The organism is Acidaminococcus sp. (genome assembly GCA_022482815.1).
Lineage (GTDB): Bacteria > Bacillota > Negativicutes > Acidaminococcales > Acidaminococcaceae > Acidaminococcus.
Genome location: JAKVOM010000001.1, coordinates 782052 through 799409, shown reverse-complemented (window position 1 = coordinate 799409; position 17358 = coordinate 782052). Strand labels below are relative to the sequence as shown.

Sequence of the window (17358 nt, the reverse complement as noted above, 5' to 3'; positions counted from 1 at the left end):
GGTTTATTTTACTACAAAGAAAGCAGCTATGGCAAACGGAGAAGGCCGGAAAGAATAGCTTTTCCACTCGGACCGCCGCTGGCAGCCGAGATACGAACTGCGGCAAGATTTACCAGTTTCTGGTTCGATTTCTCACCGTTTAGCTATCTCCGGTTCATTCCCCGGAAAACAGCTGCCCGCTAGCGGAACGATACGGTCACCGTGTCTCCCGCATGAAGTACCGTGCCCGGCGGAGGATCCTGCTTCCAGCTGATTCCGCTGCCCTCCGGTACCAGGAAAAGTCCGCCTCCGTAGAGGATTGTCTGTACCTGGCGGATGGTATAACCTTCCAGTTTCGGCAGTTTTACATTTCCTTCCTCGTCCGGCGTAAGTTCCGGCAGTTCAACAGGTTCAGGCTGATTCTTCAAAGTCAGGGATTCAACGGAAGGAAGATCCCGTGAATCACTCGGCTGTACGCCCTTGGCCACCAGGATCTGCTGCAGCGTGTCCTTAAAGATAGGCGCTGCAACCTGAGATCCGTAGAAAGCCCCCTGCGGGGAATCGAGCATAATCAGCATGGCATACTGCGGATGATCACTAGGTACAAATCCGACAAATGAAGCGATGTAAACACCGGGAATATAGCCTCCCTTGGGAGACAATTTTTCAGCCGTACCCGTCTTACCGGCAATTTTATAGCCTTTAATCTGAGCAGTCCTGCCGCCGCCTTCAGAAACTACTTTTTCCATCATATCCCGCATTTCTGCGGCTACTTCTTCACTGATGACCTGACGATCTACCTGCGGTTTAGTCTCTTCGATGACCTCACCGTTCGGCGCGATGACACGGCGCACCACATAGGGGCGCACCAGTTTCCCGCCGTTGGCAATCGCACAGATGGCACGAATCATTTGGAGCGGTGTTACGGCAATGCCCTGGCCGATAGCCATGGTAGCCACATCGGAAGGTACCATATCTTTCGGATCATAAAGGATGCCGCTCTGTTCACCTGGTACATCCGTACCCGTCGGTGCCCCAAAACCGAAACTCTTGGCATATTCCGTTTCTTTTTCACCGCCCAGCTTGAGGCCTAAGGCCGCCATACCGGTATTGATGGAAAACTTGATAACATCTTCAAATTTTATATGTCCTCTGCCGTGACCATCCCAGTTACGGATCCGGCGTCCGCCGACATCAATGGATCCCTGGTCGTCAAAGGGAGTATCCGGCGTGATAATGCCTTCCATCAGCCCGGCGCAGCCCATGATAGGTTTAAAGACAGAACCTGGTTCATAAATGATATTGACAGCCCTGTTCTTAAAGGCTTCCTGGTTGGCCTCACTGAAATCGTTCGGATCAAAGGTCGGCCGGCTGGCCATCCCCAGGATTTCCCCTGTATTCGGGTCCATCAGGATGGCAGCCGCACTGGCGGCCTTGGTCCGGGCAATAGCATCGTCCAGACTTCTTTCGAGGATAAACTGCATATTCGCATCGATTGTAAGTTCCACTGTGTTCATGCGGCGTGTAATGACCTCATTAAACCCGGATTTGCCGATGCGGTTGCCCTTAGCATCGAAGAAGTTGTTCTGTTTCTTTGGCTTGCCCTTGAGCACATCGTCCATGGACGATTCAATGCCTTCCAGTCCTTTGTCGTCCATACCGACAAAGCCGAGAAGCTGGGCCGCCAGTTTGTTCTTTGTATAATAACGTTTGCTTTCTTCCTGGAAATGGAAGCCTGTAAGCTTTTCTTCCTTGAGCATCTTTTTGACTTCCAGTTCTTCATAAGGATCCAGCATACGCTTGATCCAGACAAAGCGGAGATCCGGCGAACTGATACGCTCAAAAAGGTCATTTTCTTCCATCCCAAGAATTGGAGCCAGCTTTTGAGCCGCCACGCGGCGGGGATCACGAATGGGGGCTTTGCCGCCCGGGAAATTTTCCGGATTGTCGCGAACTTCCTGCGGGTCCACGTAGAGGGACTGGCTGATCATACTGACAGCCAGTTCTTCCCCGTTGCGGTCCACAATACTGCCGCGGGGAGAAACTTCCATATGTTCCCCGCTGATCTGCTCGACCGCTTTTTGCTGAAGGTTGGCCCGGTCAATAACCTGCAGATAGAAAAGTCGGCCTATAATTACGACAAGTACAGCTCCGACGACAAAAACAATATGACGAGCCCGGTTCTTGCCCTGACTGAGCAGTCCCTTGTCCGGTTCCAGTTTCAAAATCTTATTTTGGGGATGAAAATCTCCCCGTACACCCTCTTTTCTGAGAAAGGTCCGATATTCACTCGCTCCCGGATGATGCCAGCGGGGCACCGAATTCTTAGTTTCTTCCGGTTTCGTTTCTTTCTTCTTTCCCAGGTGCGGAAACTTCAGTTTCACCGTGACCACCTCCCGCCGGGACGTCTGTGTCCCACATAATGGGAATCATGATAGACCGGTACCGGTGGTTTCTTCGGTATTTCGGCCTCTTCACGGCGCACTTCATCCCTGTACACCGAAATAGCGAGGCCAATGGCAGCCAGACTCACAATCAGACTGGTACCACCGTAACTGATAAAGGAAAGGGGCACACCGATGACGGGGAGAATTCCCGTTACCATGGCCATATTAGCAAAAGCTTGTCCGACGACAAGGAAATTAACCCCCGTCACGAGAAGGAATCCGCTTCTATCCTGCGTATTCCGGCCAATATTGAAAATTGCAAGAGAGAGCAAAGAGAAGAGCAGAATCAGCGCCACTGCACCGATAAAGCCCATTTCCTGGCAAAAAATAGCAAAAGCAAAGTCCGTATGTGCTTCCGGCAGGTAGAAAAACTTACCGGATCCCATGCCCACCGGATCGCCGATAAGTCCGCCGCTGCCAATAGTCACGAATGACTGAACAGCCTGATATCCATAATTCTGGGCATCTTTCCATGGATCCAGCCAGACATAAATGCGGTTCAGTCGGTACGGAAACATCTTAACGGCCATGACGACAGCGGCTGCAAGCAGCAGAAATATCAATCCTATCTCCCATTTTTCCAGCCCCGCAAGGTAATACATGATGAGTATAAGTGCAAGAATAATTGCTGCAGTGCCCATATCAGGCTGGTGAAAAACGAGCGCTGCCGGAATCAACGTGGCAATCATGGGGACTGCTTTACGCGTCATAAAGAGAATAGGCGGCATCGTGTGTGAAAAGAGCTGGGGCCGGACTCCCTTGTCCATCATCTTGCCAAGCCAGGCGGCCCCCACAAGGATAATGGCCAGCTTGACAATTTCTGACGGCTGGAAGGAAAAATGTCCGATGATAATCCAGCGCTGGGCACCTTTGACCGACCGGCCCAGTACCTCTACCGCAAGCAGCATTACCAGGCAGAAACCATAGATGAGATGATCATGTTTCAGCCAGATATGATAATCCTTCCTGCCGAGAAAAATCATCACGGCAACGCCGATGACAGCAAAAATCAAATAACGAAACAAATAGTGGTAAGGCGACCCTGAAGCGGCAGCCATGACAAAGCTGGCGCTGAATACATTTATAGCCCCAAGGCCCATTAAAAAAAGCACAAAGGCCACCATAGCATCCTTAGGGTTATCCCAGATCAGGAAACGCTTACGCAACATCTTTTTCTAGCTCCTTTTCTATGTTAAAACACAATCTCACAGAAATTAATATTTTTGCCCAGACCACTGAAACGATCTTCATATTCCGTAGTAGCCTCATTCAAGATATCGGACTGATGAAGATCCCGTGTAAGAGCTACAATCTGCACGCCGAAATTATTAAATTCCTCAAGGGAAAAATCAAACAAATCATCATTATCCGTCTTAAAACGCAAATGACCATGCGGCTTAAGAATCTGTTTGTATTCCGCCAGGAACGTGTGGAAAGTCAGACGGCGCTTGGCATGACGGGCCTTCGGCCAGGGATCACTGAAATTGAGGTAAATCATATCCACTTCACCCGGCTCAAACCAGTCAAGCAAATGAGCAGCATCGGCCCGAAGCACACGGGCATTATCCAGTTTCTGCTCCCGCAGTTTCTTGACAGCATAGTAACACACATCCCGCTGGCTTTCCATCCCTAAAAATGCAATATCCGGATGCATTCCGCTGAGAGTGGCCAGAAATTTGCCTTTACCGCAGCCAATTTCCAGACGAATCGGCCGTCCGCCCATAAAAGCGGACCATTGTCCCTTATGTTCCTCCAGTCCCTCTTCCAGAAGTTCTTTGCCTGTATAAGCTTCCAGAGCCTGAGCCATCCAAGGTTTCTTTCTGAGTCTCATTACAATTTTCTCCCTATGATTTCTTGTTTATTCTAGTATAGGCTTCAATGCGCAGCGTATTCGTAAAACGAATTTCCGCAGGATTAAAAATCCCCTAAAATCACAGAAGATGCGTTTTGTCGTATTGCAAAGCGCATCTTCCCGACTTTTTCAGCCGCTTTTTATTTGTTTTTCTTAGGCCCTAAATCGTACTTCTTCAGGTACCGGTAAAGCGTAACACGGCTGACATCCAGCATCAGTGCCAGTTTACTGATATTACCGCCGGCCTGTTTCCAGGAAGCAATAAAGGCATCCTTATCATGTTTCCAGGACTTTTCAATGCGATGTTCACCCGGCAGCTTGATTTGATCAGCTTCGATTACGCTGCCCGCCGTATGGAAGAATGCCTGCTCAATAACACCCTGCAGCTGTTTGATGTTGCCGGGCCAATGGCACGTGTTAAGAAGCTGCATGGCTTCCTTCGAAAGGGTCTTAGCCGGCAGATTATGCCGTGCTGCCATTTCCGTAAGGATATGATTGGCAATGATTTCCACATCTTCCCCGCGTTCCCACAGCGGCGGAACACGGATTACCGTACCAATGACGAGTTCATAGAGGGCTCTGGAGAACAGGCCCTTATCAGTAAGCCGTTTCAAGTTAGAATCGCAGGCGGCGATGACCCGCACGTTGAATTTACGGCGGACGCCGGTTTCTTTATTGAGGACACCATTTTTCAGGGCATCTGCCAGTACATCGCCCAGGGCCGTCGGAAACTTCTCGATTTCATCCAGGAACAGTGTTCCTCCGTTAGCCAGTTCCAGACTGCCCGGCGTTACATGGCCGGCACCGTCATCGTGACCAAAGAATTCTTCTTCCAATTCTTTTTCATTGCCTTCGTGACCGCGGACCGTAATAAGTGGAGCCGCTGCCCTCGGGCTGGCCTGATGGATGCCATGGGCCAGACGCTGCTTGCCCGTACCCGGTTCACCCTGAAGAAGGATATTGTTATCGCCGCGGGCCACACGGGCTGCCTTATGCTGCAAAGCCAGGAACTCGCTGGAGTTACCGACCATGCTGTAGAGGCTGTACCGGGAGCTGTATCCCGTTGCGTGAGCAATGGTTGTTTTCAAATCCTCGATAGCCATCGTCACCACTACCACACTGTCGACACGGCCGCTGATGGTAACAGGCAGGACGCTCGTTACATCTTCATACGTACGATCCTGGGTAATCCAGGTAATTTCCTTGCGGACTGTTTTTTTACCTTCAAATCCCTTCTGAACAGGGATATGCTCATAATTCAGGAAGACATCTTCCAATTTTTCATGGCCGTCCAGACGTTTCCGGGCGCGTTCGTTACAGTAGCGGATGCTTCCGTCACGATTGACCCAGAACACGGCGGCCGGAATATCTTCTGCCATCAAGCTGCTGGCTTTCCAATATTCCAACATACTGAGATAATTTTCCAGTGAGTACTTCATCGTCATCAGAAGACTCAGCAGGATATCATAAGGGAGCTCGTTCTGGTCCAAAGAGAACATAGCCAGAAAATAGCGGGCTTCACCTTCTACACTGATTGGAGCGGAGCACGCATCACCGGAATGACATTCGCGGATCCACATTTCCGGGCCGAACATCAGGAAAGGTACATTGTGAGCGCGTGCCACAGAAAGACTGGAGGTACCTACATCCTCCTCCAGGACGCGCATGCCCTGGATATCTTCGATACTGCGCTGAAAAAACGGCAGAGCATAATTCTTCAGTACGTACCCATCTTCATCCACCAGAATCATGGAGAGGTTGTGGGAGTTGAAATACTGCTTGTTTTGTTCAAACAAGCCATCCACATAATGCAGCACATCACGGTGCAGTTCCAGTCTGCCGGCCAGTTCTTCCTGGCTCAGGCGTACGCCGTCTACCGGCATGGTTTCGTGGTTCAGCTGACGAGCGTCGCAGCGGCGCCAGGATTCGGCAACCCACGGATGCACGTTAGGATCGATAATGCCCTCATCAATAAACTTATTGTAATAACCTGTCAGTTTTTCTTTATTCCGCCGTTCCCTTATCATACAAATCAAGATCCTCCCTCATCATTTAGCGATATGATCTTTTTTTATCTACTGGGACGAGTACCCTCTTCGCCCCGTAATACCGTCTCTTCCAATAATCATCAGACAAACTGCACAGCTGGACGCCGCGAGAAGAAGTGGCATTCCAGAAAAGTCCGTTGCCGGCGTAGATACCGACGTGAGAAGCCCCCGGTTCATACGTCGTGAAGAATACCAGATCCCCGGGCTGCAGCTGACGCTGCGTCACAAAGAGCCCCTGCTGATACTGAAGATCCGCCGTGCGCGGCAGCTTCGCATTGTGTTTCTTGAATACATACTGCACAAAACCGGAGCAGTCGAATGCCCGCGGCGTCGTACCGCCGAAGCTGTATGGCACGCCTTTGTACTTGGAAGCCGTCTTGACGATATCTTTACCCCGGATACCGTGGATACCTTCCTTTTCAAAAGCCGCTTCGTTGATCCGGAAATAGGTGGTATCATCCACCTTACCCGTTACTTTCAGGTGGTGAGTCTGCTGGAAGGCGCGAACCTGACGTTCCGTCTCACGGGTATAGCGGCCCGTCTTCGGAGTCTTCATACCCAGCGTATTCAATTTGATTTGGACGGTTTTCACCTTCCAACCCTTATCCCCGACTTTCAAAGGCCGATTTTTCGTCGCTGCGAAACTGACAGACAGAGGCAGCGCAACGAATACGACCAGCATAGTCGTTAACGTTTTACGAATATTCATAAAAAGCCTCTTTTCTTTCAAATTACAACTTCTTCTTTTCGCAAATGACTCTCAATACTCCATGTTAGTATAAACTTCCCAATCCGTCAATTTTGACAAATGGGCAATGGCAGTTTTCAAATCCTGCAGCAGCTTCTCCTTATCCTGCGGCAGGGTTCCCTTCAGGTTGACATAGTTTGAAATGTGGTTGCTGCGTACGAGCGTATGGCGCCCTTCTGCGATATCGATGTGTGCCAGCATCTCATACGCCTCTTCAGCCAGTTCTTTTGGGGAAAGCAGTTCAAATTCGCCGTTCTCGTACTGTCTCAGCATTTCCGTACCTTTGTATAAGCGCAGGGTCAGAAAGCTCAGCATATCGGGAGAAATTGCGGACACTGCTTTTGCGGTCTCCAGGGCATGCTGATGGGTGCCTGCTTTGCCGCCAAGGCCGGCAATAACCATCATGGAAAGCTTCATGCCGCTGCGGACGACTTTCTGTCCTGCTGCAATGCTTTCCTCGGCAGTCACACCCTTTTTGATTTTACGAAGCAGTTCAGTATCACCTGTTTCCAGGCCAAAATACAACATTTTGAGACCCGCCTCCCGCAGTGTCCTGAGCTCTTCGTCACTTTTACGCAGGATATCCTTCGGTCCCGCATAAGAAGTCACACGCTGCAGATTCGGAAAAAGATTATAAAGCGCACCCAGAATCCGGAGCAGTTTTTCAGTAGGAAGCACGAGCGCGTCCCCGTCTGCCAGAAAAATCCGTCTGACCTGATTCTTGGCATAATGGGCCGCCATCGCAATCTGCCGGGAAATTTCCTGATCCGGGCAGACAGCAAAATCAACATCCTTATACATGGCGCAGAACGTACACTGATTATGGGCGCACCCCCGCGTTACCCGCAGAATAAAGCTATTAGCCTCACTGGGAGGACGAAAAACAGGCGTATCATAGTCATCGAAATAGAGTCCAAACATGGTCCCGCCCCTCCTCTTTATTGTAGCACTGGAAAATTCTTTCCAATATATTATGATAATGGCTCATTTATGGGAACAAACCACACACTTATATAGACATATGTGCATTGTGTTAATTATTATAAACTATTTTACACTTTTTTACACCAATTTTTGTAACGTTTTTGAAAAATATTTTCCTTTATTAATTATCGCTTATCTACAATTTTACTAACGTCTAATACTTGTTTTTTATTACCTAACAATATATAATTTTATTTTGAAGTTGACACATGAAAGGTTAGAGGTGAACTACATGTCTGCACAAGAAGCAACTTTTGTGGGTGGTGTCGCAGTACCTCCCAGCAAGTCCTTAACCGACAAGGTGGCCATTACTAAATGTCCCGCCCCTGACATGGTGTATATTCCCCTATCCCAGCACATTGGCAAACCGGCAACTCCGGTTGTCAAACCTGGTGATAAGGTAACGCTCGGTCAGGTCATCGGTGAGGCAGGCGGTTTCGTCAGCACGAATATCCATTCCAGCGTCAGCGGTATGGTTATGAGACTGGAAAATCGCTACAGTCCAAACGGGTTGATTTCCCAATGCGTAGTCATTAAGAATGACAAACAGGATACCCTGTGTGACACGATTAAAGACCGCGATGACAGTGAAATCACTCCCGATCTCATCCGCCAGGTATTACGGGATGCCGGCGTAGCCGGTATGGGCGGTGCAACCTTCCCGACCGCTGTCAAGTATGCGCCTCCTAAAGAAGGGGCTCGTCCGATTGACACGGTAGTCCTGAACGGTATCGAATGTGAACCGTTCGTAACATGCGACCATCGTACCCTGCTTGAGTACCCGGATGAAATCATCCAGGGCCTGAAGTACTTTATGATGGCCTCCGGCGCAAAGAAGGGCGTTATCGGCATCGAAGACAACAAGCCCGATGCCATTGCCCTGATGAAAGAAAAAGTCGCCAATGAACCGAACATCGAAGTCTGCGTATGCGCTGAAAAGTATCCGCAAGGTTCTGAAAAGCATTTGATTTACGCAGCTACGGGCCGTACGGTTCCTGACCGCGGGCTTCCTGCCGATGCCGGCGTTATCGTAGATAACGTGGGAACGGCTGTGGCCTGCTACCGTGCTGTGAAGAAGAACATCCCGATGGTGGAAAGAGTCGTTACCATCAGCGGTGACGGCGTCAAGAAGCCGGGCAACTACATTGTCCGTCTGGGTACGCTTTACAGCGATGCCATCAACCTGGCAGCCGGTGGTCTTGAAGGTGAACCCGGCAAGATTATTTCCGGCGGTATGATGATGGGCTTTGCCGTCAACTCTCTGGATTATCCGATTACCAAAGGTTCCGGCGGTCTGCTCGTATTCAACAGCAAATCTCCTTTCGCCGTTTATGTAGAACCCGGTCCCTGCGTACACTGCGCACGCTGCGTAGATGCATGCCCGATGAGACTGGAACCGACGGAAATTGTACAAGCCGTCAAGAAGCAGGATTGGGACGAAGCAGAAAGATTCTACTGCCACGCCTGCATCGAATGCGGTTCTTGTGCATTTGTCTGCCCGGCACACATTCCTCTGGTCCAATACATCCGTATGGGTAAGCAGTTTGTCAGAGGAAAAGGTGACGGCGGTCACAACCCGTTCTATAAACTGAGTAAATAAATAACGCGAAAGGACTGGATATAAACTATGGAACCTATCAAAGAGCCAAAGCCGATGGTTCTCGTTTCCTCTTCCCCGCATATGCATTGCGGGCTGACCATCAGCAAGTCCATGAAAGAAGTGATGCTGGCCCTGGTACCTGCAGTTCTCGCTTCTATCTATTATTTCCGTATGAATGCAGTGATTGTGATGGTCACTTGCATGATTTCTGCAATCGTATTTGAAACATTAGCAAATAAGGTCATGGGTAAGCCCAATACGATCAGTGATGGCTCTGCCGCTCTGACCGGTCTGCTGCTGGCTATGTGCCTGCCCCCGACCTTCTCTCCCCTGTTCGCCGCAATCGGCAGCTTCTTTGCCATCGTTATCGGCAAGGCTGTGTTCGGCGGTCTGGGCTGCAACATCTTCAACCCGGCTCATATCGGCCGTGCCATCCTGCTGGCATCTTTCCCTCAGCAGATGACCACCTTTATTTCTCCGGTAGACGGCACGACGGCTGCTACGCCGCTGGCTGTCATGAGAGCTACTGAAACAATCTGGCAAAGCGGCGGTGCCGCTGCTGCCGCCAAGCTCCCCGATCTGGGTGCCCTGTTCATGGGCAATGTCGGCGGAAGCCTCGGTGAAACCTGTGTACCGGCCCTTGTTCTTGGCGGTCTGTACCTCATCTACAAGAAACTTATCGATTGGCGCATTCCTGTCTTCTATCTGCTGACAGTAGCCATCCTGACCGGCATTTACGGTGCCGTTATGGGGTATCCTTCCGTCTTCCCGCTGTACCATCTGTGTGCCGGCGGCCTGATGATTGGTGCTTTCTTCATGGCTACTGACTGGGTAACTTCCCCGATCACCAGAAAAGGCAAAATCATCTATGCTATCGGTCTGGGCGTCCTGACCTCTCTGATTCGTCTGCGTGGCAGCTACACCGAAGGTGTCTGCTACTCTATCCTGATGATGAACATGGTCACTCCTATGATTGACCGTTTCGTACGGAATGTATCCTTCGGAGGAGGTCAGAAGAAATGAGTAACCTCTTTGTTAAATACACGGGCATCCTGGCCGTCATCTGCGGCGTCAGCGTAGGTCTGGTCGCAGCCGCAAACGAAGGCACCAAGGATACCATTGCTAAAAAACATCAGGCAGATGTTCTTGCCGCTTACAAAGTTGTTCTTCCTGACGTTGGTGAACTGAAAAAACTGCCGGCTCCCGGCGGTCTTATCACTGACGTGCAGCAATCCACTAAGTCCGGAAAAGTCAATGGTTACATCTACACCGTAACCCCGAGCGGCTACGGCGGAAAAATCACCATCATGCTTGGCATCTCCAAGGACGGAGACAAAATGACCGGTATCAAAATCATGAGCCACAGCGAAACCCCTGGTCTGGGTGCCAAGAGCACGGACCCTGCATGGCAGGAGCAATTCAAGGGTAAACCTATGAAAGATGCTCTGGTTGTTACCAAACAAGATCCTGCTAAACCGAACGATGTCAAAGCCATCACGGCGGCCACCATCACCTCCAGAGGCGTTGTCTCCGGTCTGAATGCGGCCCGTGAGGACTACATGAAGAACCATGCTGGCGGAAAGGAATGATTGATATGCTGCATGAATTAACTAAAGGTATCATCAAGGAAAACCCGTTGTTCGTTCAGCTGTTAGGTGTATGTCCTTCACTGGCAACGAGTACTTCCCTGACAAACGCAATCGGTATGGGCTGTGCCTTTACCTTCGTACTGTTTTTCACCAACATGATCATCGCTGCCATCCGGAAACTCATCCCGGACCAGATCCACATTCCCTGCTACATCGTAGTTATTGCTTCCGTAGTAACTGTACTGGAAATGCTGATGAACGCTTTTGTTCCGGCGCTGTATGCAGCTCTGGGCGTATTCGTTCCTCTGATCGTTGTTAACTGTATCGTTCTGGGTCGTGCCGAAGCTTTCGCCTGCGACCATGGAATTGTTGCTTCCGCACTCGATGCTATCGGCATGGGCATTGGCTATTCCTTCGCTCTGTGCTGCATCGCTTTCTTCCGTGAACTGATTGGTTCCGGCAAACTGTTCGACCATGTCGTTCTGCCTGCATCCTATCAGCCTATCCTGATCTTCATTCTGCCGGCCGGTGCATTCCTTACCATGGGCTTTGTATTCGCCGCAGTTAACTACTTCAAGGAAAGAGGTGCTCATTAATGAACGGTACTTTTGGCATTCTCTTTAGTTCCATCTTCGTTTCCAACATCATCTTGTCCCGGTTCCTTGGTATGTGCTCCTTTCTGGGCGTGTCCAAGAACTTCAAGAACTCTGTAGGGATGAGCGCCGCAGTATCCTTCGTAATGCTGCTGGCTACCATGCTTTCCTACGCTTGCTACCACCTGCTCCTGGTTCCGTTCCATCTGGAATATTTGAAGACCCTGGTCTTCATCCTGGCCATTGCTACGCTGGTACAGCTGGTTGAAATGTTCATGAAGAAAGCAATGCCTGCCCTGCATAAGGCAATGGGTATTTACCTCCCTCTGATCACCACCAACTGCGCTATCCTGGGTATTGCCCTGATCAACGTAGAAAGCAATTACAACTTCATCGATTCCTGCGTGAACTCCATCGGTACTTCCATCGGTTATACGATGGCTATCCTGCTGTTCTCCTGCATCCGTGAACGTCTGAACGAAAAGGCCCTACCCAAGTGCCTGCAGAACCTTCCTATTGCTTTGATCACTGCCAGCTGCATGTCCATCTCCATGATGGGAATGAGCGGTATCCATTGAGTTAGGAGCTGAACACTATGATTATAACTGCTGCTATTCTGGTCGCAGTACTGGGCGGTGTCTTCGGTCTGGTACTGGCCACGGCCAGCAAGAAATTTGCCGTTGAAGAAGATCCCCGTATCGGGCAGATCGTCGGCCTGCTGCCTGGCGCCAACTGTGGCGGCTGCGGCTACGCCGGCTGCGCTTCCATGGCTGATGCGATTGTTTCCGGCAAGGAACCGGGTGCTGTAAAATGCGCTGCCTGCTCCGCCGAAAACAAAAAACAAATTAAAGCCATCATGGGCCTGGATGAAGGCGACGACGAAAACGCTGTCCGCATGATTCCGCGCCTGCACTGCAATGGCTGCGTAGTAAACCGTAAACCGATTGCTAACCGCGAAGGCATCAAGAACTGCTACGTAGCAGCTGCTACTTTCGGCGGTTCCCTGAAATGCAACTTCGGCTGCTTCGGCTTCGGTGCCTGCGCTGACGCCTGCAACTTCGGTGCCCTGTCGATCGGTAAAAACGGCCTGCCTGTTTTTGACTATGACAAGTGCGTTGGCTGCGGTGCCTGCTCCAAGGCCTGCCCGCAGCTCCTCATTGAAATGCAGAAAGCTACCAACAAAGTTCTGGTTCAGTGCAACAACCGTGAAAAGGGTAAAGCTGCTATGACCAACTGCAACGTTTCCTGCATCAGCTGCGGTATCTGCGCCAAGACCTGCCCGAAACAAGCTATCACCATTGAAGATGGCGTGAACGGCAGTATCCCTGTTATCGACTACGACAAGTGCGTTGGCTGCGGTCTCTGCACTATGAAGTGCCCGCGCAAGTGCCTTGTCAAAGTGGTTCCTATCGAAGGCGGCAAAGTTGTCGTCAAGAATCCGGTTGCTGCCGGATGCCAGTCCTGCAAACTTGCTGCAAGCTGCCCGTCCAAGGTATCTGAACCGGAACCTTCCGTACAGCCGAGAGAACTGCCGAAGAAAGCCCCTGCCGCTAAACCGGCACCCGCTGCCAAACCGGCTGTAGACCCTGCAGCGACTGCACAGCCGACTCAGGCTGCCCAAGCACAACAGAGTCAACAACAATGAACCACATCATAAAAAAGAGTTTTATACTTCTTTTAAGCAGCCTGCTTCTGCAAGGCTGCTTTTTTCAAGAGAAAAAACATGAAGATACCCGGTTTGTCATGGATACCATCGTTTCCATCCAGACGACCGGTAAAGACGAAAAAGCGCTGACCGAAGCAACGAACAATGCTTTTACGCTTTTCCAGACGATTGCTGATGAAACGGATTCCTACACGGCCCAGGGCGATGATATGCTTTATGCCATCAACAGCAGAGCGGGACAAGGCCCGCAAAAAGCAGCACCTCACCTCTACGACCTTTTAAAAATGCTGCAGCCTCTGCATCACGAGGACGCAATCAGTCTCACCCTGGGGCCTGCTATTTCGCTGTGGAACCGCCATAAAGAAGCGGGTACCGTACCGACTAAGGAAGAAGTCGCTGCGGCCCTCGATGCATCGCAAAAAGGGCACTATGAACTCTCTGATGATCAAAAGACCCTGACACTTGCTGCCGGTACGCAGCTCGACCTGGGGGCTGTAGCAAAAGGGTACGCGGTGGAACAAGTATCTCAGGAACTTGCCAAAGATAAGAACATCACTTCCGCTCTTATCAATGCCGGCGGCAACATCAAAGTCATCGGCAAAAAGCCGGACGGCAAGCCCTGGCGCATCGGCGTTCAGGACCCGGCTGATGCGGAAAAACTGCTTGGTACCCTGACCGTACCCTCCGGTACTGCCATTGCCACGAGCGGCGATTATCAGCGCTACTATGAAGTGAACGGCATCCGCTACCATCACATTCTCGATCCCAAGACCGGATGGCCGGCCCGCCATGCCCACGCCGTAACGGTTGTGACTAAATCCGCGGCCATGTCAGACTATTATTCAACCATGCTATTTGTCATGACACCGGACGCGGCCATGAAATTTGTCGACGCAACGCCTGATCTTGAAATGATCTATGTGGCTGCCGACGGTACCATTACCGTATCATCGGGACTGAAAGATTCTTTCAAGCAAGGCAGCTAGGAGAAATTACCTATGAGAAAAAGCGACAAACGGCTCATTGCTATCCTTGCCGTCTTCTGCGCAGCAGCCTGGCTGGCGCTGCGCGGCAGCGCAGGCAAAGAGCAAAAAATCCTGATTGTCCAAAAAGAACAAAAAGTAGTCCAACGCATCGATCTCAGCAAAGTAACCTCGGAAAAAAAGCTGCCCCTCGCCGTGGATGACGGGCAGCTGGTATTGCAGTATGATCAGGAAGGAGCACGCGTCCTTTCTTCCCCCTGTCCCGATAAAGTCTGCATCCATCAGGGCAAAATCACGCGCGGCGGTCAAACCATCGCCTGCGTCCCTGAAAAAATCCTGATTACGCTCACTACAAACGACAAGGAAAAGGAGAATGCGAATGACGCCATCGTCCGGTAAACTAACGACCCGGGATATTACCCAGTTGGGAGTCCTGCTGGCCGCTGCCATTGCCCTGCGTCTTGTAGAAATGGCATCCGGTTACCTGCTGCCCATTCCCGGCTTCCGCTTAGGTCTTGCCAACTGTGTCACGATCATCGTCCTGTACCTGTACGGGACAAAACGCGGTGCCCTCTTTTTAGCGACGCGCATCCTGATTACAGGCCTTTTGTTTACAGGCCTTTTCACACCGGGCTTTCTGATTGGTCTCGGAGGTGCAGTTCTTAGCTTCCTAGCCATGGATGCAGCCATTCGCAGAAATTGGTTTTCAGCAGTTGGTGTCGGTGTACTGGGAGCCTTCACCCATAACTGCGGCCAGTTAATTGTGGCTATGTTTTTGATGAGAACGACAGCAATTATTACCTACCTGCCCGTCCTTATCGCCATCGGCATCCCGACCGGCCTCTTTACAGGGACCCTGGCCGGAATCTTTCTGAAACGTGTCTCTAAGGGAGGTACCCGTCGTGGCAGATCCAAAAAAAGAAGAAGTACTCGCTAATCTTGCTCGTGAATTGGAGGATTGTGCAGCCTGCCACCTGCGAGGCGAATGCATCGCCCCTGTAGGCTGGTTCGGTGCGGCCGAAAGCCCCCTCGTCATTGTGGCCGAAGGCCCCGGCGGCGTCGAGGACAGCTACGGCTGCCCCCTGATCGGGCCGAGCGGCCAGCTGCTCGATAAAGCACTTTGGTCCGTCGGCATCACGCGGGATCGGGTGCTGACGACTAACGTCATCAAATGCCGGCCCACGGGCAACCGTACACCTACCATCGAAGAAGCAGACTTTTGTGCCAAGCGTTTCCTGTACAAGGAACTGGATTGTCTGCAGCCTAAAGTGATTGTGGCACTAGGCAACGTCGCCCTGCATTATTTGCTGGGACCGGATGCCCGCATTTCCAGGGCGCGCGGCTGCTGGTTCAAAACCTATCAAGGCTTTGATACCATCGCAACCTATCACCCATCCTATCTCCTGCGGCTCCATGGCCAGGCCCAGACAGCCGCCAAGTGGGACGTCTTCCATGATCTCCAGGCAGCCAAGGCAAAGGCCCTGGAAGCAGTTCCGAATTATCAATTTAAATCAGAAAAGCCTTACCCGTTCTTTGAACATTTGACGAGAAGACATGCATAAAAAATAGGCTGTGAAGAAATGAATTTTTATTCTTCACAGCCTATTTTTCGCTGTCCGCATTCCAGCCGTCCGCTGTCCGCCCATGGAAGCAAAATGACCAAGACATTTTGCTTTGAACTTAAAAAATAAAACCTGAAATTTAGACTAACTCCTAAATTTCAGGCTTTATTTCATATTTTACTTATTGTACTAGCCACTGGCCACTGACCACTAATCCTAATCACTGACCACTTAGTGATTCCTTCCCGGGTTGCGGATTTTTCATTCATAGTATGCTAAAATATTTTTAATCAATCCCCGGCAACAGCAGCCGGCAGCGGAAGGAGACGTGCGTGATGCTCTGGAAAGAAATGGTCCTGATTTATCTGGGCTGGGGACTCAACTGGGTCGTCATGAAACTGGCGGCCGGCTGCTTCCCTCCGGCTTTCTACGTATCGGTCCGCTTTGGACTGGGAGGCGCCGTGCTGCTGCTCTTTGGGATGCTGAACCATTATCCCCAGCCGGAACGCAAATGCTGGCCCTGGATTGTGGCAGCGGGCATTCTGCAGGTCACGCTGTGCAACCTGGCCGTCCAAATCAGTATCAAAACGCTGGACGCCGGCATGGTTTCCGTGCTGAACTATAGTATGCCGCTATGGGTTTCACTCCTTGCCTATTTCTTTCTTGGCGAATCCCTTTCCTTCCGCAAAATCGGCGGCATCCTGCTCAGTTTTGCCGGCCTCGCCATACTGATGGGTGTCTCCGCCTCCGGTGACTTATCTGCCCTGCTACTCGGTCTTTTGAGCGGTGTGCTGTGGGCCGGAGCCAATATTATCTACAAACTGAAAATGACCGGTCAGAACATGCTAACTGTCACAGGCTGGCAGATGAGTTCCGGCGCCGTGCCGCTCTTTTTATATTATCTTCTCACTCCGCAGGAACCGGTCATCTGGAACTTCACGGCCGTCTGGACGCTACTCTTCGGCATTTTCATTCCTTCTGCCTACATCCAGTATTTGTGGAACATCGTACTGCGTCATGCCGAAGCCGGCAAAGCCTCAACCGCCCTGCTTGCAGTTCCTGCCGTCAGTGTCGCCGGCGGCATCATCTTCCTGGGCGAAATCCCAACCCTGCAGACTCTGATTGGCATGATCATGATTATGGCCGGTATCGTCATTGTGGAAACGGAATAGTCAGGTCTTCCAGTACGAAAAGCGTGTCTTTGCCATATTGCTCGACGAGTGTTTTAGATATGCAATGGGTCACAATTGCTTCATCAAGGAATTATATCTTTTGTCAAAATCCAATATTTAAGAAAGTGAGGCGGG

At 50.9% G+C, this 17358-nt stretch carries 17 protein-coding genes; 11 read left to right on the top strand and 6 right to left on the bottom strand.

Features of this window, described 5'->3' with window-relative positions:
- Nucleotides 1–179 precede the first annotated feature (179 nt).
- The 6 genes from LKE33_03510 to LKE33_03485 all read right to left on the bottom strand — a co-directional run bounded on the left by LKE33_03510 (nucleotide 180) and on the right by LKE33_03485 (nucleotide 7995).
- Nucleotides 180–2363 (bottom strand): peptidoglycan glycosyltransferase, encoded by a 2184-nt coding sequence (locus LKE33_03510; protein MCH3949992.1) that lies wholly within the window; start codon nucleotides 2361–2363, stop codon nucleotides 180–182.
- Entirely contained in the window at nucleotides 2360–3595 is a 1236-nt protein-coding gene (locus LKE33_03505) for a rod shape-determining protein RodA (GenBank protein ID MCH3949991.1), read from the bottom strand. The genes LKE33_03510 and LKE33_03505 overlap by 4 nt, the downstream gene beginning before the upstream one ends.
- A 23-nt stretch (nucleotides 3596–3618) precedes the next feature.
- Nucleotides 3619–4257, bottom strand: coding sequence for a tRNA (guanosine(46)-N7)-methyltransferase TrmB (gene trmB, locus LKE33_03500; GenBank protein ID MCH3949990.1), 639 nt, complete (start codon nucleotides 4255–4257; stop codon nucleotides 3619–3621).
- 161 nt (nucleotides 4258–4418) lie between these two features.
- Nucleotides 4419–6305, bottom strand: a complete 1887-nt coding sequence (locus tag LKE33_03495) for a sigma 54-interacting transcriptional regulator (GenBank protein ID MCH3949989.1) — start codon at nucleotides 6303–6305, stop codon at nucleotides 4419–4421.
- A gap of 25 nt (nucleotides 6306–6330) precedes the next feature.
- On the bottom strand, nucleotides 6331–7035 hold the full coding sequence (locus LKE33_03490) for an NlpC/P60 family protein (GenBank protein MCH3949988.1): 705 nt from the start codon (nucleotides 7033–7035) through the stop codon (nucleotides 6331–6333).
- Nucleotides 7036–7086: 51 nt separating this feature from the next.
- Nucleotides 7087–7995 carry a radical SAM protein gene (locus tag LKE33_03485; protein MCH3949987.1) on the bottom strand — a complete coding sequence of 303 codons (909 nt, stop codon included), beginning with the start codon at nucleotides 7993–7995 and terminating at the stop codon, nucleotides 7087–7089.
- A gap of 295 nt (nucleotides 7996–8290) precedes the next feature.
- On the opposite strand from LKE33_03485, the gene rsxC reads away from it, so the two are divergent.
- The 11 genes from rsxC to LKE33_03430 all read left to right on the top strand — a co-directional run bounded on the left by rsxC (nucleotide 8291) and on the right by LKE33_03430 (nucleotide 17223).
- Entirely contained in the window at nucleotides 8291–9658 is a 1368-nt protein-coding gene (gene rsxC / locus LKE33_03480; protein MCH3949986.1) for an electron transport complex subunit RsxC, read from the top strand.
- 27 nt (nucleotides 9659–9685) lie between these two features.
- Complete coding sequence (locus tag LKE33_03475; protein ID MCH3949985.1) at nucleotides 9686–10681, top strand: RnfABCDGE type electron transport complex subunit D; 996 nt, start codon at nucleotides 9686–9688, stop codon at nucleotides 10679–10681.
- A complete protein-coding gene (locus LKE33_03470) occupies nucleotides 10678–11247 on the top strand; it encodes an RnfABCDGE type electron transport complex subunit G (protein MCH3949984.1) in 570 nt (189 codons plus the stop codon). The genes LKE33_03475 and LKE33_03470 overlap by 4 nt, the downstream gene beginning before the upstream one ends.
- 5 nt (nucleotides 11248–11252) lie before the next feature.
- A complete protein-coding gene (locus tag LKE33_03465; protein ID MCH3949983.1) occupies nucleotides 11253–11843 on the top strand; it encodes an electron transport complex subunit E in 591 nt (196 codons plus the stop codon).
- Entirely contained in the window at nucleotides 11843–12418 is a 576-nt protein-coding gene (locus tag LKE33_03460; protein ID MCH3949982.1) for an RnfABCDGE type electron transport complex subunit A, read from the top strand. The genes LKE33_03465 and LKE33_03460 overlap by 1 nt, the downstream gene beginning before the upstream one ends.
- Nucleotides 12419–12435: 17 nt before the next feature.
- Nucleotides 12436–13485, top strand: coding sequence for an RnfABCDGE type electron transport complex subunit B (locus tag LKE33_03455; GenBank protein ID MCH3949981.1), 1050 nt, complete (start codon nucleotides 12436–12438; stop codon nucleotides 13483–13485).
- On the top strand, nucleotides 13482–14492 hold the full coding sequence (locus LKE33_03450; protein ID MCH3949980.1) for an FAD:protein FMN transferase: 1011 nt from the start codon (nucleotides 13482–13484) through the stop codon (nucleotides 14490–14492). Before LKE33_03455 ends, LKE33_03450 begins: the two co-directional genes overlap by 4 nt.
- Before the next feature lie 12 nt (nucleotides 14493–14504).
- On the top strand, nucleotides 14505–14888 hold the full coding sequence (locus LKE33_03445; protein MCH3949979.1) for a NusG domain II-containing protein: 384 nt from the start codon (nucleotides 14505–14507) through the stop codon (nucleotides 14886–14888).
- On the top strand, nucleotides 14869–15426 hold the full coding sequence (locus LKE33_03440) for a Gx transporter family protein (protein MCH3949978.1): 558 nt from the start codon (nucleotides 14869–14871) through the stop codon (nucleotides 15424–15426). The genes LKE33_03445 and LKE33_03440 overlap by 20 nt, the downstream gene beginning before the upstream one ends.
- A complete protein-coding gene (locus LKE33_03435; protein ID MCH3949977.1) occupies nucleotides 15392–16051 on the top strand; it encodes a uracil-DNA glycosylase in 660 nt (219 codons plus the stop codon). The genes LKE33_03440 and LKE33_03435 overlap by 35 nt, the downstream gene beginning before the upstream one ends.
- A 335-nt stretch (nucleotides 16052–16386) precedes the next feature.
- Nucleotides 16387–17223, top strand: a complete 837-nt coding sequence (locus LKE33_03430) for a DMT family transporter (protein ID MCH3949976.1) — start codon at nucleotides 16387–16389, stop codon at nucleotides 17221–17223.
- The last annotated feature ends 135 nt before the right edge of the window (nucleotides 17224–17358 follow it).

What these genes read in the sequence shown, in the direction of transcription:
- LKE33_03505 (MCH3949991.1), bottom strand. Translation starts at nt 3,595, where the DNA reads ATGTTGCGTAAGCGTTTCCTGATCTGGGATAACCCTAAGGATGCTATG.
- trmB (MCH3949990.1), bottom strand. Translation starts at nt 4,257, where the DNA reads ATGAGACTCAGAAAGAAACCTTGGATGGCTCAGGCTCTGGAAGCTTAT.
- LKE33_03495 (MCH3949989.1), bottom strand. Translation starts at nt 6,305, where the DNA reads ATGATAAGGGAACGGCGGAATAAAGAAAAACTGACAGGTTATTACAAT.
- LKE33_03490 (MCH3949988.1), bottom strand. Translation starts at nt 7,035, where the DNA reads ATGAATATTCGTAAAACGTTAACGACTATGCTGGTCGTATTCGTTGCG.
- LKE33_03485 (MCH3949987.1), bottom strand. Translation starts at nt 7,995, where the DNA reads ATGTTTGGACTCTATTTCGATGACTATGATACGCCTGTTTTTCGTCCT.
- rsxC (MCH3949986.1), top strand. Translation starts at nt 8,291, where the DNA reads ATGTCTGCACAAGAAGCAACTTTTGTGGGTGGTGTCGCAGTACCTCCC.
- LKE33_03475 (MCH3949985.1), top strand. Translation starts at nt 9,686, where the DNA reads ATGGAACCTATCAAAGAGCCAAAGCCGATGGTTCTCGTTTCCTCTTCC.
- LKE33_03470 (MCH3949984.1), top strand. Translation starts at nt 10,678, where the DNA reads ATGAGTAACCTCTTTGTTAAATACACGGGCATCCTGGCCGTCATCTGC.
- LKE33_03465 (MCH3949983.1), top strand. Translation starts at nt 11,253, where the DNA reads ATGCTGCATGAATTAACTAAAGGTATCATCAAGGAAAACCCGTTGTTC.
- LKE33_03460 (MCH3949982.1), top strand. Translation starts at nt 11,843, where the DNA reads ATGAACGGTACTTTTGGCATTCTCTTTAGTTCCATCTTCGTTTCCAAC.
- LKE33_03455 (MCH3949981.1), top strand. Translation starts at nt 12,436, where the DNA reads ATGATTATAACTGCTGCTATTCTGGTCGCAGTACTGGGCGGTGTCTTC.
- LKE33_03450 (MCH3949980.1), top strand. Translation starts at nt 13,482, where the DNA reads ATGAACCACATCATAAAAAAGAGTTTTATACTTCTTTTAAGCAGCCTG.
- LKE33_03445 (MCH3949979.1), top strand. Translation starts at nt 14,505, where the DNA reads ATGAGAAAAAGCGACAAACGGCTCATTGCTATCCTTGCCGTCTTCTGC.
- LKE33_03440 (MCH3949978.1), top strand. Translation starts at nt 14,869, where the DNA reads ATGACGCCATCGTCCGGTAAACTAACGACCCGGGATATTACCCAGTTG.
- LKE33_03430 (MCH3949976.1), top strand. Translation starts at nt 16,387, where the DNA reads ATGCTCTGGAAAGAAATGGTCCTGATTTATCTGGGCTGGGGACTCAAC.